At 67.3% G+C, this 14,337-nt stretch carries 14 protein-coding genes; 13 read left to right on the plus strand and 1 reads right to left on the minus strand.

Annotated features, from left to right (window positions below; all coding sequences use genetic code 11):
* Position 1 precedes the first annotated feature (1 nt).
* The 9 genes from HTY53_RS15175 (at position 2) to cysM (ending at position 9,190) form a co-directional block, all read left to right on the plus strand.
* Positions 2–508: an integration host factor subunit beta gene (locus HTY53_RS15175; RefSeq protein ID WP_174107435.1), complete on the plus strand. Its 507-nt coding sequence runs from the start codon at positions 2–4 to the stop codon at positions 506–508.
* 352 nt (positions 509–860) lie between these two features.
* Positions 861–1,184, plus strand: a complete 324-nt coding sequence (locus HTY53_RS15180) for a LapA family protein (RefSeq protein ID WP_174107436.1) — start codon at positions 861–863, stop codon at positions 1,182–1,184.
* A gap of 3 nt (positions 1,185–1,187) precedes the next feature.
* Positions 1,188–2,441, plus strand: coding sequence for a lipopolysaccharide assembly protein LapB (gene lapB, locus HTY53_RS15185; protein ID WP_174107437.1), 1,254 nt, complete (start codon positions 1,188–1,190; stop codon positions 2,439–2,441).
* 43 nt (positions 2,442–2,484) lie between these two features.
* Positions 2,485–3,858 (plus strand): UDP-glucose dehydrogenase family protein, encoded by a 1,374-nt coding sequence (locus HTY53_RS15190; protein ID WP_174107438.1) that lies wholly within the window; start codon positions 2,485–2,487, stop codon positions 3,856–3,858.
* 52 nt (positions 3,859–3,910) lie between these two features.
* Positions 3,911–4,861, plus strand: a complete 951-nt coding sequence (gene rfaE1 / locus HTY53_RS15195) for a D-glycero-beta-D-manno-heptose-7-phosphate kinase (RefSeq protein WP_174107439.1) — start codon at positions 3,911–3,913, stop codon at positions 4,859–4,861.
* Between the two features lie 32 nt (positions 4,862–4,893).
* Positions 4,894–5,889, plus strand: coding sequence for an ADP-glyceromanno-heptose 6-epimerase (gene rfaD, locus HTY53_RS15200; protein WP_174107440.1), 996 nt, complete (start codon positions 4,894–4,896; stop codon positions 5,887–5,889).
* 238 nt (positions 5,890–6,127) lie between these two features.
* Positions 6,128–6,514 carry a ComEA family DNA-binding protein gene (locus tag HTY53_RS15205; RefSeq protein WP_174107441.1) on the plus strand — a complete coding sequence of 129 codons (387 nt, stop codon included), beginning with the start codon at positions 6,128–6,130 and terminating at the stop codon, positions 6,512–6,514.
* 331 nt (positions 6,515–6,845) lie between these two features.
* Positions 6,846–8,144, plus strand: coding sequence for a solute carrier family 23 protein (locus tag HTY53_RS15210; protein WP_174107442.1), 1,299 nt, complete (start codon positions 6,846–6,848; stop codon positions 8,142–8,144).
* A gap of 143 nt (positions 8,145–8,287) precedes the next feature.
* The gene (cysM, locus tag HTY53_RS15215; RefSeq protein WP_174107443.1) at positions 8,288–9,190 is read left to right on the plus strand and encodes a cysteine synthase CysM; all 903 of its coding nucleotides are present in this window, start codon (positions 8,288–8,290) and stop codon (positions 9,188–9,190) included.
* A gap of 96 nt (positions 9,191–9,286) precedes the next feature.
* On the opposite strand, the gene mltB is transcribed toward cysM, so the two are convergent.
* The gene (mltB, locus tag HTY53_RS15220; RefSeq protein ID WP_174107444.1) at positions 9,287–10,399 is read right to left on the minus strand and encodes a lytic murein transglycosylase B; all 1,113 of its coding nucleotides are present in this window, start codon (positions 10,397–10,399) and stop codon (positions 9,287–9,289) included.
* Between the two features lie 200 nt (positions 10,400–10,599).
* Between mltB and HTY53_RS15225 the strand changes: the two genes are divergently transcribed.
* The 4 genes from HTY53_RS15225 to HTY53_RS15240 all read left to right on the plus strand — a co-directional run bounded on the left by HTY53_RS15225 (position 10,600) and on the right by HTY53_RS15240 (position 14,272).
* Entirely contained in the window at positions 10,600–11,523 is a 924-nt protein-coding gene (locus tag HTY53_RS15225) for a histone deacetylase family protein (protein ID WP_174107445.1), read from the plus strand.
* A gap of 85 nt (positions 11,524–11,608) precedes the next feature.
* Complete coding sequence (locus HTY53_RS15230) at positions 11,609–12,415, plus strand: enoyl-CoA hydratase (protein WP_174107446.1); 807 nt, start codon at positions 11,609–11,611, stop codon at positions 12,413–12,415.
* 179 nt (positions 12,416–12,594) lie between these two features.
* Entirely contained in the window at positions 12,595–13,629 is a 1,035-nt protein-coding gene (locus HTY53_RS15235; protein ID WP_174107447.1) for a methionine ABC transporter ATP-binding protein, read from the plus strand.
* The gene (locus HTY53_RS15240; protein WP_053821324.1) at positions 13,619–14,272 is read left to right on the plus strand and encodes a methionine ABC transporter permease; all 654 of its coding nucleotides are present in this window, start codon (positions 13,619–13,621) and stop codon (positions 14,270–14,272) included. Before HTY53_RS15235 ends, HTY53_RS15240 begins: the two co-directional genes overlap by 11 nt.
* Positions 14,273–14,337 lie beyond the last annotated feature (65 nt).

Here is a 14,337-nt window from a genome sequence, read left to right on the forward strand (position 1 = left end):
CATGACCAAGTCCGAGCTCGTCGAAAAGCTGGCTGCCCGCTTTCCGCAGTTGCTGCTGCGGGATGCGGACATCTCGGTCAAAACCATCCTCGACGCGATGTCCGATGCGCTGGCCGATGGCCATCGCATCGAGATCCGCGGGTTCGGCAGCTTCGGCCTGAATCGCAGGCCACCGCGTGTGGGGCGCAATCCCAAGTCCGGTGAGCGGGTGCTGGTGCCCGAGAAACGGGTGCCGCACTTCAAGGCGGGCAAGGAGTTGCGCGAGCGGGTCGACCGCAATCCGGTGACCGGCAACGGCAGCGGTAACGGCGAGCACGGTGTCAATGGCAATGGCAACGGCAACGGCGGCAACGGTGTCGATGGCACCGCGCTGAACCTGAACGGCAACGGCAGCGCCGCCGCCAACGGGCATGTCCCGCTGGGCGGCGAACGCGGTCCGTTGACGCATGGCACCGCGATGCCTGGCGTCCAGCAGGAAGGCTCGGGCCTGAATCTGGCGCAGTCCTGAATTCCAGCGGGCTTCGGCAACGAAGCCGGCCACGGAAATCGAAAAGCGCTCCGCAAGGAGCGCTTTTTTTATGCGCGCCGCGTTGGACAACGCGGAACCGCGGTGCCGATGGGCGAGTCTGAGTGACCTGTCCGTATCCCGAGGGAGCGGGCGATTCGCCCGCATCGGCGGCCCCGATCGCGCCGTGTGCGCCAATCGATTCCGCTACAATGCCGGGGAGCCGCCGCCGGCGGCCGGCCTGCCGCTTCGACGCTTCCACGCTTCGACGTTTCGACATGGCAACAGCCGGCGACCGCACGGATGCACCTTCGCCATTTCGCCGCCACGCCGCCGCAGACACCTCGTCAATCGCATGAAACTTGTCGCCTGGATTATCCGTATCGTCCTGTTCGCGCTGCTGTTCGTGCTCGCCCTGCGCAATACCGCCGATGTGTCGCTGCAGCTGTTCTTCGATGCGGTCTGGCGCGCGCCGCTGATCCTGATCCTGCTCGCCTTCTTCGTGCTCGGCGCGCTGGCCGCGCTGATCTCGGTGGCGCCGAGCCTGATGCGCCAGCGGCTGGAGATCGCCCGGCTGCGCCGTGCGGTCGGCAATGCACGCACGCCGGCCGACGACGGCGCCGGCGCGTCATCTCCCAACGCCGTGGCGCCTTACAACGTAATCGGCCCGAAAGTCTAAGCAATGAATTTTGAAACCTGGTGGCTGCTCGCCCTTCCGCTCGTGTTCGGGCTCGGCTGGATGGCGGCCCGCCTCGACTTGCGGCAGGCGATCAGCGAGCAGGGCGCGTTGCCGCGCTCGTATTTCAAGGGCCTGAATTTCCTGCTGAACGAGCAGCCGGACAAGGCCATCGACGCCTTTATCGAAGTCGCGCGGCTCGATCCGGAAACGACCGAACTGCATTTCGCGCTGGGCGCGCTGTTCCGCCGCCGCGGCGAGACCGAACGTGCGATTCGCGTGCATCAGAACCTCGCCACGCGTCCCGATCTGCCCGACACCGAGCGCGAGCACGCGCTGTATGAACTGGGTCAGGATTATCTGCGCGCCGGCCTGCTGGACCGCGCCGAGGACGCGCTGCGTGCGCTGATGTCGGGTCCCTATGCGGCCTCGGCCAAGCGTGTGCTGCTGGAGCTGTACGAGGTCGAGAAGGAGTGGCGCAAGGCCATCGACGCCGCGCGCGAATTGCAGAGCGCGACCCAGCAGGACTACAGCGCGCAGATCGCGCAGTTCTGCTGCGAGCTGGCGCAGGACGCGCTGCAGCGCAAGCAGCCCGACGAGGCGATTGGCTGGCTCGAGCAGGCGCTGCGCGAGAATCCGAAGAACGTGCGCGCGCCGATCCTGCTGGGCGACGTCGCCATGACGTCCGGCGATCTCGGCGCGGCGCTGGGCCACTGGCTCGGCATCGAACGCCAGGACGCCAGCTATCTGCCGCTGGTCGCCGATCGTGTGGTCAAGGCGTATCGCGACCTGGGCGAACAGGGCAAGGCGCTGGAATGGCTGCGCGGCCTGCTCAAGACCGGCCTCGCCGCCGAACTGCTCGATACCGCCTATCGCACCGAACTGGAACTTGCCGGCCCGGCCGCTGCCGCGACGCTGATGCGCGAACAGCTGCGCCGCCAGCCGTCGCTGCAGGCGCTGACGCGCTACTTCGATGCGCGCGCCGCCCTGGCCGCGCTCGAGCCTGCGACGGCGGACGTCGGCGAAGGCAACGGCGCGCCCGCCGCAGAAGCGGCTGCCGGCGACGCGGCGACTGCCGCCGCCAACGCGACCGCGCAGGAGGACGCCGCGATCCGCGACCTGCTGCAGCTGCGCACCCGCAATCTCGCGCGCTACACCTGCCGCGAGTGCGGCTTCCGCGCGCGCCTGTTCTATTGGCAATGTCCCGGCTGCAACCGCTGGGAATCCTACGCGCCGCGGCGCACCGAAGCGCTCGGCTGAGCCTCTTCCAGCCTGATCCGCCCCGTCTCACGGAGTCGTCCTCATGAAAGTCACCATCATCGGCAGCGGTTATGTCGGCCTGGTCACCGGCGCCTGTCTCGCCGAGCTCGGCAACGATGTGTTCTGCCTCGACGTCGATGAAGAGAAGATCGCGCTGCTCAACGACGGCGGCGTGCCGATCTACGAGCCCGGGCTGAAGGACCTGATCCAGCGCAACCGCGACGCCGGACGGCTGGTGTTCTCCACCGACGTCGCCGCCGCGGTCGACCATGCCGATGTGCAGTTCATCGCGGTCGGCACGCCGGCGGACGAGGACGGCTCGGCCGATCTGCAATATGTGCTGGCTGCCGCGCGCAATATCGGCCGGCATATGACCGGTTTCAAGATCGTGGTCGACAAGTCGACCGTGCCGGTCGGCACCGGCGATCGCGTCGCCGCGGCGATTCGCGAGGAACTCGCCGCGCGCGGGCTCGAGGACCTGCAGTTCTCGGTGGTCTCCAATCCCGAATTCCTGAAGGAAGGCGCCGCAGTGGAAGACTTCATGCGGCCCGACCGCATCGTGCTTGGCTGCAACAACGATGCCGCCGGCCGTCATGCGAAGGCGATCATGCGGCAGCTGTACGCGCCGTTCAACCGCAATCACGAGCGCACCTTCTACATGGATGTGCGCTCGGCGGAATTCACCAAGTACGCCGCCAACTCCATGCTGGCGACGCGGATCTCGTTCATGAACGAACTGGCCAACCTGGCCGACGAGGTCGGCGCCGATATCGAGCTGGTGCGCCTGGGAATCGGCTCCGATCCGCGGATCGGCTACAGTTTCCTCTATGCCGGCGCCGGCTACGGCGGCTCGTGCTTCCCGAAGGACGTGCAGGCGCTGATGCGCACGGCCGCGTCGAGCGGCAAGCCGATGCGCGTGCTGGAAGCGGTGGAAGCGGTCAACGAGGCGCAAAAGCGCGTGCTCGGCGACAAGGTCGTGCGGCGCTTCGGCGAGGACCTGAGCGGGCGCACCTTCGCGATCTGGGGCCTGGCGTTCAAGCCGAATACCGACGACATGCGCGAGGCGCCGTCGCGGGTGCTGGCGCGCGATCTGGTGTCGCGCGGCGCGTCGCTGCGGGTCCACGATCCGGTCGCGATGCACGAGGCGCGGCGCGCGCTGGCGCAGGATCTGGCCGAGATCGAAGGCGGCTTCGAGCGCGTGACGTTCTGCGAGGCGCAGATGGAGACGCTCGACGGCGCCGACGCGCTGGCGATCGTCACCGAATGGAAGGTGTTCCGCAGCCCGGACTTCGCGCAGATCCGGCGGCGCCTGAAGACGCCGGTCGTGTTCGACGGGCGCAATCTGTATGAGCCGGCCGCGATGCAGGAGGCCGGCATCGAATATCACGCGATCGGCCGGCCCGCGGCGGCGGCCTGACGCAACATGCCTGTGCGGCCGCCTGGCGGCGCGCCGGCCAAAAAGGAAGCTCATGAACAGGAACCCGATCTCTCGCGAACAGATTCAGCAGTCGCGCATCCTGGTGGTGGGCGACATGATGCTGGACCGCTACTGGTTCGGCGATGTCGAACGGATTTCGCCGGAGGCCCCGGTGCCGGTGGTGCAGGTCAAACGCAGCGAGGAACGGCTTGGCGGCGCTGCCAACGTGGCGCGCAACGCCGCCGCGCTGGGCGCGTCGGTCGGCATGCTGGGGGTGGTCGGCGACGACGAACCCGGCACCATGCTGGAGAACCTGCTGGCCGCGGAACACGTCCAGCCGTATCTCTACCGCGACCGCAGCGTCAATACGACCATCAAGCTGCGCGTGGTGGCGCACCAGCAGCAGCTGCTGCGCGTCGACTTCGAGAACCCGCCGGCGCACGAAGTGCTGCTGTCGGTGCAGGACCGTTTTCAGGCGCTGATCGGCGACTACCAGGTGCTGGTGCTGTCCGACTACGGCAAGGGCGGGCTGACGCACGTCTCGCGCATGGTCGAAGGCGGCCGCGCCGCCGGCAAGATGGTGCTGGTCGACCCGAAGGGCGACGACTATTCGCGCTACCGCGGCGCCACGCTGATCACGCCGAACCGCGCGGAGATGCGCCACGTGGTCGGTGCCTGGAAGACCGAGGCCGACCTGACCATCCGCGCGCAGAACCTGCGCCGCGCGCTGCAGCTGGAAGCGCTGCTGCTGACCCGTTCCGAGGAAGGCATGACGCTGTACACCGAGGCCGAAGTGCTGCACGTCTCCGCGCAGGCGCGCGAGGTCTACGACGTGTCGGGCGCTGGCGATACCGTCATCGCAACGCTGGCGACCATGCTCGGCGCCGGCATTCCGCTGAAGGAAGCGGTGCAGCACGCCAATCGTGCCGGCGGCATCGTGGTCGGCAAGCTGGGCACGGCCGTGGTCAGCTATCCCGAACTGTTCGGCGCGGCGCAAGGCTGACGCGCGCACCCTTATCACTGGCTGGATTCACCATGACCATCATCGTCACCGGCGCCGCCGGTTTCATCGGCAGCAACCTCGTCAAGGGGCTGAACGAGCGCGGCGAGAACAACGTCATCGCGGTCGACAACCTGACCCGCGCCGACAAGTTCCATAACCTGGTCGATTGCGAGATCGCCGACTATCTGGACAAGACCGACTTCCTGGACCGCTTCGCGCGCGGCGAATTCGGCAAGGTCCGCGCGATCTTTCATGAGGGCGCCTGTTCGGACACGATGGAGACCGACGGCCGCTACATGATGGAGAACAACTACCGCTACACCAAGGCGCTGATGCAGGCGTGCCTGGAGCAGGGGGTGCAGTTTCTCTATGCCTCGTCGGCCGCCACCTACGGCGCCTCGCAGACCTTCAAGGAAGACCGCGAATACGAGAAGCCGCTGAACGTCTACGGCTACTCGAAATTCCTGTTCGACCAGCTGGTGCGGCGCACGCTGCCGAACGCGCACTCGCAGATCGTGGGCTTTCGCTACTTCAACGTCTACGGTCCGCGCGAGGGCCACAAGGGACGCATGGCGTCGGTGGCCTTCCATAACTTCAACCAGTTCCGCGCCGACGGCACCGTCAAGCTGTTCGGCGAATACGGCGGCTATGGCCCGGGCGGCCACAGCCGCGACTTCGTCTCCGTCGAGGACGTGGTCAAGGTCAACCTGTTCTTCCTCGACCATCCCGAGAAGTCCGGCATCTTCAATCTCGGCACCGGGCGCGCCCAGCCGTTCAACGACATCGCCACCACCGTGGTCAACACGTTGCGCGGCGCGGAGGGCAAGCCGCCGCTGACGCTCGAGGAGATGGAGCAGGAAGGCTTGATCGAATACATCAAGTTCCCCGATGCGCTGCGCGGCAAATACCAGTGCTTCACGCAGTCCGATGTGTCGCGGCTGCGCGGTGCGGGCTATACCGCGCCGTTCTATACGGTGGAGGAAGGCGTGGCGCGTTATTGCCGCTGGCTGCTCCAGCGCGGAGGCTGAGGCCCGGGCGACCGCCTGGTCCTGACCCGCGGCCGCTTCTCCACTGTCGTTTCCCCGCAAACCGGCGCCACGCTTCCCCGTCAAATCGCGTCCACGCGCGTCAACATTTGTTGCACGGCGCCCCGCCGTCCTGTCTGGCTCGTATTCTCGGCCTACCCCGTCGCGGCGACGGGGCGGCATGCCCGTCCGGGCATCGCCAACCAAGCCGAACTCCGGTCACCGGAGAAGGAGCCTGTTCATGATCAAGCAAATCTTGCTGGCGCTGGCATGTTGCCTGGGCCTGTCGATGGCGCTCGCTGGCGGCGCGCTGGCCGCTGTCGATGTCAACAGTGCGGACGAGGCGGCGCTGACCACGGTCAAGGGAATTGGACCGGCGATGGCCCGCCGGATCGTCGAGGAGCGCGGCAAGCAGGGCGCGTTCAAGGATGCCAACGATCTGGCCGAGCGGGTCAAGGGGCTGGGTCCGAAGTCGGTCGTGCGTCTGCAGGGCGAGGGGCTGAACATCGGCAAGGGTGCGGCGCTCCCCGCAGCAAAGGGCGGCAAGCAGGCCGCTGCCGCGCCGACCGCGGCGGCAGTCGCGCCGGCCGCCAAGGGTTCCGGCAAGATCAACAAGGCCGCGCACTGAGCGGCCCGGCGCTCGCCGTCGCTCTATGGTGGCGGCCCGTGCTGGTATGGCTCGTGCTAACGCCTGAGCGGCCCGGCAATGTCGCGGCGCCGCCAATCGGATCCCGCCGCGCTTCGCAGGGCCTGGGCCAGGGAGTATGATGCGGGCGCTGCGGCAGGGCGCCTCGTTCGTCTCTCGATGAAGAGGGAAGCGTGGAGAGCGAAGCGAGCCGGCGGCGCGATGCGCGACCCGGGAGCCACCGGTCACGCATGCCGGGCCCTGCGGACCAACACATGACCAATAACGGCCGGGCGCGGCGCGCCAGCGGCCACCTCAGAACGGGAGCTGAACGATGGCGAATGGCGACGAGGCGGGATTCCTGCCGCGCTGGACACTGAAGACCGAGGGCGTGATCGCGCCGGATGAGCGGCTGCCCGCCGGGCAGACCGTGCTGGCCGGCATCCAGCACGTGGTGGCGATGTTCGGCTCGACCGCAATCGCGCCGATCCTGATGGGCTTCAATCCCAATATCGCGATCCTGTTCTCGGGCATCGGCACGCTGATCTTCTTCCTCTGCGTACGCGGCCGCGTGCCCAGCTACCTCGGTTCGAGCTTCGCCTTCATCGCCGTCGTGATCGCGGCCACCGGCTATGCCGGCAGCGGCCCCAATCCGAACATTCCGCTGGCGTTGGGCGGCATCATCGCCGCCGGTCTGCTTTATACGGTAATCGGTCTGGTGGTGCAGGCCGCCGGCTATGGCTGGGTCGAACGGCTGATGCCGCCGGTGGTGACCGGCGCGATCGTCGCCGCGATCGGGCTCAATCTCGCGCCGGTCGCGGTCAAGGCGGTCAGCGCCGCGGCGCTCGATACCTGGATCGGTCTGCTGACCGTGGTCGCGGTCGGGCTGGTCGCGGTGCGCGCGCCCGGCATGATCGGCCGGCTGCCGGTGCTGATCGGTGGCCTGATCGGCTATCTGGCCTACTGGGTGTGCGCCAATGCGTTCGGCCTGGGCAAGCCGATCGACTTCTCCGGCGTCGCCAGCGCCAGCTGGTTCGGCCTGCCGGCCTTCACCACGCCGGTCTTCGAATTGAATGCGATGCTGCTGATCGCGCCGGTAGCGATCGTGCTGGTGGCCGAGAACCTGGGCCATATCAAGGCGATCGGCGTGATGACGGGCCGCAATCTGGACCCGTACATCGGCCGCGCCTTCATCGGCGACGGCGTGGCGACGATGCTGTCGGCCGCCGGCGGCGGTACCGGCGTGACCACCTACGCCGAGAACATGGGCGTGATGGCAGTGACGCGGATCTATTCGACGCTGATCTTCGTGGTGGCGGCGCTGGTCGCGATCCTGCTCGGCTTCTCGCCCAAGTTCGGTGCGCTGATCCTGACCATTCCGGGCCCGGTGATCGGCGGCCTGACCATCGTGGTGTTCGGCCTGATCGCCGCCACCGCGGGCCGGATCTGGGTCGAGAACCGCGTGGACTTCTCCGATTCGCGCAACCTGATCACGGTCGGCGCCACGCTGACGGTGGCGGCCGGGGACCTGACGCTGCGCTTCGGCGGCATGACGCTGGGCGGGATCGGCACGGCCACCTTCGGCGCGATCCTGCTGTACCACCTGCTCGGCAAGGGCCGCACGCGGGTCTGATGAAGTGGGCGGCGGGGCAGCGCGATGGCTGCCCTGCGCTCCCCGTGCTGCTCCGCGCGTCCGCGCAGCGCTTGCCGCCGCGCAGGCGGCAGGGTCATGACGACTGCATTACAATGGGCGCCGACATTTGGACTCGCCCCATCATGGCCTACAAGACGATCGAAGACACCATCGGCAACACGCCGCTGGTGCAATTGCAGCGTATTCCCGGAGCCGCCAACGCCGAGCGCGGCAATGTGATTCTGGGCAAGCTCGAAGGCAACAATCCCGCCGGCTCGGTCAAGGACCGGCCGGCGCTGTCGATGATCGCGCGCGCCGAAGCGCGCGGCCGCATCAAGCCCGGCGACACGCTGATCGAGGCGACCTCCGGCAATACCGGCATCGCGCTGGCGATGGCCGCCGCGATCCGGGGCTACAAGATGGTGCTGATCATGCCGGAGGATCTGAGCATGGAGCGCCGCCAGAGCATGGCGGCCTACGGCGCCGAGATCATCCTGACCCCGGTCAAGGGCGGCATGGAATACGCACGCGATCTGGCCGATTCGATGGAGCGCGACGGCAAAGGCATCATCCTCGATCAGTTCGCCAATCCCGATAATCCGCAGTCCCACTACGAGACCACCGGTCCGGAAATCTGGCGCGACACCGAAGGCCGCGTCACGCATTTCGTCTCGGCGATGGGCACCACCGGCACTATCACCGGCGTGTCGCGCTATCTGAAGGAACAGAATCCGACGATCCAGATCGTCGGCGCGCAACCGGCCGAAGGCTCGCGCATTCCGGGCATCCGCAAATGGCCGGAAGCCTATATGCCGAAGATCTACGATGCACGCTATATCGACCGCACCGAGCCGGTCAGCCAGGCCGATGCCGAACATATGGCTCGCCGCATGGCGCGTGAAGAAGGCATCTTCTGCGGCATCTCGGCCGCCGGCGCGCTGTGCGTGGCGCTGCGGATCGCCGAAGAGGTGCGCGACGCGACCATCGTGTTCGTCGTCTGCGACCGCGGCGACCGCTATCTGTCGACCGGCGTATTCCCGGCCTGAACCCGCGGCGGCGTGAAAAAACCCCGTCGATGAACACCGGCACCGCCTGCTCGAACGCGGGCGGCGCCGGCCGGACCGATTGACCCGATCGATCGCTTACACCATCGCCGCCTTGACCGCCTCGCCCAGCTGATAGACCGCCAGCGCGTAGAAGAAGCTGCGGTTGTAGCGCGTCAGCACATAGAAGTTGCGCAGCCCGATCATGTAGTCGGTCGGCGCATCGGGGGTCGGCAGGTCCACCACCAGCACGCCGGTTTCGCCTTCGCGCGCCAGGTCGATCGGCTCGTCGAGCCGCAGGCCCGCGCGCGTCAGCTGATTCAGTGTCCGCGTCGGCCACGGTTCGCCATCGGCCGCGGCCGCCGCGATGCCGCGGCTGCCTTCGTCCTGCGCCATCCGCCATACCACCGGCCGGCCCGGCTCCCATCCATGCAGCTGCAGAAAGCGGCCGACGCTGCCGATCGCGTCGACCGGGCTGTTGCGCAGGTCGATATGGCCGTCCCGATCGAAGTCGGTCGCGTATTCGCGCAGGCTGGTCGGCATGAACTGCGGAATGCCGATCGCGCCGGCGTAAGAGCCCAGCACCGAGAACACATCGGTGCGGGTATCGCGGCACCACAGCAGATAGTCCTGCAGCTGCGCGCGGAACATTGCCGAGCGGCTGGCGCGATTGGCCGTATCGGGATAGTCGAAGGCCAGCGTCGACAGCGAGTCCAGCACGCGGAAGTTGCCCATGTCGCGGCCGTAGATCGTCTCGACGCCGATGATGCCGACGATCACCGAGGCCGGCACGCCGAACTCGCTTTCCGCACGGCGCAGCGTGTCGCGGTGCTGCTGCCAGAAGCGCACGCCCGCGTTGATGCGGATCGGCTCGATGAAGCGCGAGCGGTAGGCCCGCCAGCTTTTGCGGCCCGGCGTGGTCGGCGGCATGATCAGGCGCGCCACCGTGGCCGAATAGACGGCCTGGCCGAACCAGTCGTTCAGGGTCGCGCGCGAGAAGCCGTGCTTCGCGACCATCTCGTCGATAAAGGCCGCCGCCTGCGGGTTGTTGCCGTTGCGATAGCGGCCGGGATCGATTTCTTCTTCCTGGAAGCTGACACGGCGCTTGCCGGCCGCCAGCAGCGAGGGGGTGGCGCCGCACAGGCCAAGCGCCACGGAGCAGAGCGCGGCGCCCAGCAGAGGGCGGCGCAGGGTACGCGTGTGTTCGGTCATGGTGTCCTTTGCAAGTCGGACCGAGTATAGCGGAGGCGTCTGGCACGAAACATCACGGCGCGATACGAGCCGGCGACGAAGGCGGCCGCCGCGTTGCCCCGGCATCCGCTGTGCTAACGTACGGGGATGGAGACAGCGGCGCACCGGGACAGGTGCCCGCCACGCGCCCAACAACGCCTCGATAAACGCGCTGAAATCCCATGCCGACCGGCTACTACACGCATCCCGAATTCCTGCTGCACGAGATGGGGCAGTTCCATCCCGAGTGCCCGGAACGCCTGACCGCCATCGAAGACCATCTGATCTCGCACGGCATCGACGGCTTGCTGGATCGCCGCGAGGCGCCCGCCGCCAGCCGCGAACAGATCGAACGTGTGCATCTGCCCGGCTATGTCGACGGACTGCACGAAGCCAGTCCGGCCAGCGGCTACCATGCGATCGATCCCGATACCGCGATGAACGCGCATACGCTGGTCGCGGCCACGCACGCAGCCGGCGCCGCCGTGGCCGCCACCGATGCGGTGATCGCGGGCGAGCTCGAAAACGCGTTCTGCTGCGTGCGGCCGCCGGGCCATCACGCCGAGCCCGATCGTGCGATGGGCTTCTGCTTCTACAACAATGTCGCGATCGCTGCCCGTCATGCGCTCGACGCGCACGGGCTCGAACGCGTGGCGATCATCGACTTCGACGTGCATCACGGCAACGGCACCGAGGCAGCCTTCCGCGGTGACGAGCGCGTGCTGATGTGCAGCTTTTTCCAGCATCCGTTCTACCCGTACAGCGGCACCGAACACGTGGCCAACAACATGGCGAATATTCCGCTGCCGGCCTATACGAACGGCATGGCGGTGCGCGAGGTGGTCGAGACGATCTGGATGCCGCGGCTGCAGGCGTTCCGCCCGCAGATGCTGTTCATCTCGGCCGGCTTCGATGCGCATCGCGAAGACGACCTCGGGCAGATGGGGCTGGTGGAACAGGACTATGCGTGGATCACGGCGGAGCTGATGACGCTGGCGCGGCAGCATGCGCAGGGGCGCATCGTCAGCTGCCTGGAAGGCGGCTACAACCTCAGCGCGCTGGGGCGCAGCGTGCTGGCGCATCTGAAGGTGCTGCTGGAGCGGTAGGGCTAGCGCACCCGTTCCGCGACAGCACGACAGCACGACAGCACGACAGCACGACAGCACGACTGGACGACAACAGGAGACCATCATGGCCGAATCGGAACACGCGCAAGCCGCCGGGGCGTTGCTGGTGCAAAGCGAGGATGCCCCCGGCGTGCTGCGCCTGACCCTGCAGCGTCCCGATGCCTTCAACGCGCTGTCCGAGGCGCTGATCGACGCCGTGACCGAGGCGCTGACCCGCATCGCCGCCGATCCCGCCGTGCGCGTGGTAGTGCTGGCCGGCGCCGGCCGGGCGTTCTGCGCCGGCCACGATCTGCGCGAGATGCGCGCCCAGCCATCGCACGATTACTACCGTCGCCTGTTCGACCGCTGCACGCGCATGATGCTGGCGATCCAGCGCATGCCGCAGCCGGTCATCGCGCGCGTGCACGGCATCGCCACCGCGGCCGGCTGCCAGCTGGTGGCGATGTGCGATCTCGCCGTCGCCGCCGAGGACGCGCGCTTTGCCGTGTCGGGCGTCAACCTCGGCTTGTTCTGCTCGACGCCGGGTGTGGCGCTGTCGCGCAATCTGCATCGCAAGCACGCGATGGAAATGCTGCTGACCGGCGAGATGATCGGCGCGCGGGAGGCGCAGGCGCGCGGCCTGGTCAACCGGGTGGTGCCGGCCGCCGACCTGGACGACGAAGTGGCGAAGCTGGCTGCCAGCATCTGCGCCAAGCCGGCGGCGGCGATCGCGGCCGGCAAGGGGCTGTTCTACCGCCAGCTGGAGATGGGCGTGGAGGCCGCGTATCAGCTGGCCGGGCAGACCATGGCCTGCAACATGATGGACGAGTCGGCGCTGGAGGGCGTGCAGGCGTTCATCGACAAGCGGCCGCCGGCCTGGCGCTCGAGTTGACATACCGGCACTCGGGACGGGTGCCTTATTCCCTTTTCGTCTAAAGACATCGGCAAAAAGTCGTTTCTGGTAAGAAGCGGATCGCTTAAAATACCCCGTTACATCCAAAAAACGATAAATGCGGCAGCAGCGCTGGAGACCCCGTCCCGGCTGTTGCCGTTTTCTTTTCGCTCTGTCTCATGATCGAACTGCAAGGTCTCTCGCAGCGATTCCCCGGTGCGACCGGGGATGTGCACGCATTGCGGGATGTCAGCCTGTCCATCGCGCCAGGCGAAGTCTTCGGCATCATCGGCCGCAGCGGCGCCGGCAAGAGTACGCTGGTGCGCGCCATCAATCTGCTGAATCGTCCGACCGCGGGCCGCGTGATCGTCGCCGGTCAGGATCTGACCGCGCTGGACGCCTCGGCGCTGCGGCGGGCGCGCCGCGAGATCGGCATGATCTTCCAGCATTTCAACCTGCTGTCCTCGCGCACGGTCTATGACAACGTGGCGCTGCCGCTGGAACTGGCCGGCAAGGGCCGCGACGAGATCGCAGCGACGGTGCTGCCGCTGCTGGATCTGGTCGGGCTGTCGGCGCTGAAGGACCGCTATCCGGCGCAGATCAGCGGCGGGCAGAAGCAGCGCGTCGGCATTGCGCGGGCGTTGGCCAGCAAGCCCAAGGTGCTGCTGTCGGACGAGGCCACCTCCGCGCTCGACCCGGAAACCACGCGCTCCATCCTCGATCTGCTCAAGAGAATCAACCGCGATCTGGGGCTGACCATCGTGATGATCACGCACCAGATGGAGGTCATCAAACAGGTGTGCGACCGCGTCGCGGTGCTCGACGCCGGCTGCGTGGTCGAGCAGGGCCAGGTCATCGACGTGTTCCTGCGTCCGCAGCACGCGGTCACGCGCGCGATGATCGGCGACGTGATCTCGCAGGAGCTGCCGGCCAGCGTGCTCAAGCGCGTCGAGAGCCGGCTCGGCAACGGGCGCGATCACGTTTATCGTCTCGCCTTTACCGGCGAGGGTGTCGACCAGCCGGTGCTGGCGCAGGCGATCCGCCGCTACGGGCTGGACTTCAACATCCTGCACGGGCATATCGACGAGATCCAGGGACAGGCCTTCGGCTCGCTGGCCATCATGGCGACCGGCGAGACCGACAACGTCAAGGCGGCAATGGCATTCCTGCAGGAGCAGGGCGTGGTGGTGGAGGAGTACGAGCATGTGGTCTGAGCTGTTCGACCTGTTTGTGACCTCGCTGGGCGAGACCCTGGTGATGGTCGGCATTTCGGGCGTCATCGGCGCGCTGCTTGGCGTGCCGCTCGGCGTGGTGCTGCATCTGACCGACCGTGGCGGTCCGCTGGCGCACCCCTTGTTCAACCGCTTGATCGGCGTGGTCGTCAATGCGGTGCGCTCGATTCCGTTCATCATCCTGCTGGTGGTGGTGATTCCGTTCACGCGCTTCCTGGCCGGCTCGTCGATCGGCACCGCGGCGGCCGTGGTGCCGCTGACGATCGCGGCGATCCCGTTCATCGCGCGACTGGTCGAAAGCGCGCTGCGCGAGGTCGACAAGGGCCTGGTCGAGGCCGCGCAATCAATGGGCGCGAGCACCGGGCAGATCGTCTGGAAGGTGCTGCTGCCCGAGGCCATGCCCGGCATCGTCGCCGGCCTGACCATCACCTTCGTCAGCCTGGTCGGTTATTCGGCCATGGCCGGCGCGATCGGCGGCGGCGGGCTGGGGGACCTCGGCATCCGCTATGGCTATCAGCGCTACATCACCGAGGTGATGGTGGCGGTGGTGCTGATCCTGATCGTGCTGGTGCAGGCGGTGCAGAGTTTCGGCGACTGGCTGGTCCGCCGGATCAGCCACCGCTGAGCGCCATGCCGGCCCACGTTTTCGTATCGTTTTTGCCTTATCCCGAATTCAACCCAGAACGCATC

Origin of the sequence: Cupriavidus gilardii, assembly GCF_013314895.1 — a bacterium.
Lineage (GTDB): Bacteria > Pseudomonadota > Gammaproteobacteria > Burkholderiales > Burkholderiaceae > Cupriavidus > Cupriavidus gilardii_C.

What these genes read in the sequence shown, in the direction of transcription:
- HTY53_RS15175 (WP_174107435.1), top strand. Translation starts at nt 2, where the DNA reads ATGACCAAGTCCGAGCTCGTCGAAAAGCTGGCTGCCCGCTTTCCGCAG.
- HTY53_RS15180 (WP_174107436.1), top strand. Translation starts at nt 861, where the DNA reads ATGAAACTTGTCGCCTGGATTATCCGTATCGTCCTGTTCGCGCTGCTG.
- lapB (WP_174107437.1), top strand. Translation starts at nt 1,188, where the DNA reads ATGAATTTTGAAACCTGGTGGCTGCTCGCCCTTCCGCTCGTGTTCGGG.
- HTY53_RS15190 (WP_174107438.1), top strand. Translation starts at nt 2,485, where the DNA reads ATGAAAGTCACCATCATCGGCAGCGGTTATGTCGGCCTGGTCACCGGC.
- rfaE1 (WP_174107439.1), top strand. Translation starts at nt 3,911, where the DNA reads ATGAACAGGAACCCGATCTCTCGCGAACAGATTCAGCAGTCGCGCATC.
- rfaD (WP_174107440.1), top strand. Translation starts at nt 4,894, where the DNA reads ATGACCATCATCGTCACCGGCGCCGCCGGTTTCATCGGCAGCAACCTC.
- HTY53_RS15205 (WP_174107441.1), top strand. Translation starts at nt 6,128, where the DNA reads ATGATCAAGCAAATCTTGCTGGCGCTGGCATGTTGCCTGGGCCTGTCG.
- HTY53_RS15210 (WP_174107442.1), top strand. Translation starts at nt 6,846, where the DNA reads ATGGCGAATGGCGACGAGGCGGGATTCCTGCCGCGCTGGACACTGAAG.
- cysM (WP_174107443.1), top strand. Translation starts at nt 8,288, where the DNA reads ATGGCCTACAAGACGATCGAAGACACCATCGGCAACACGCCGCTGGTG.
- mltB (WP_174107444.1), bottom strand. Translation starts at nt 10,399, where the DNA reads ATGACCGAACACACGCGTACCCTGCGCCGCCCTCTGCTGGGCGCCGCG.
- HTY53_RS15225 (WP_174107445.1), top strand. Translation starts at nt 10,600, where the DNA reads ATGCCGACCGGCTACTACACGCATCCCGAATTCCTGCTGCACGAGATG.
- HTY53_RS15230 (WP_174107446.1), top strand. Translation starts at nt 11,609, where the DNA reads ATGGCCGAATCGGAACACGCGCAAGCCGCCGGGGCGTTGCTGGTGCAA.
- HTY53_RS15235 (WP_174107447.1), top strand. Translation starts at nt 12,595, where the DNA reads ATGATCGAACTGCAAGGTCTCTCGCAGCGATTCCCCGGTGCGACCGGG.
- HTY53_RS15240 (WP_053821324.1), top strand. Translation starts at nt 13,619, where the DNA reads ATGTGGTCTGAGCTGTTCGACCTGTTTGTGACCTCGCTGGGCGAGACC.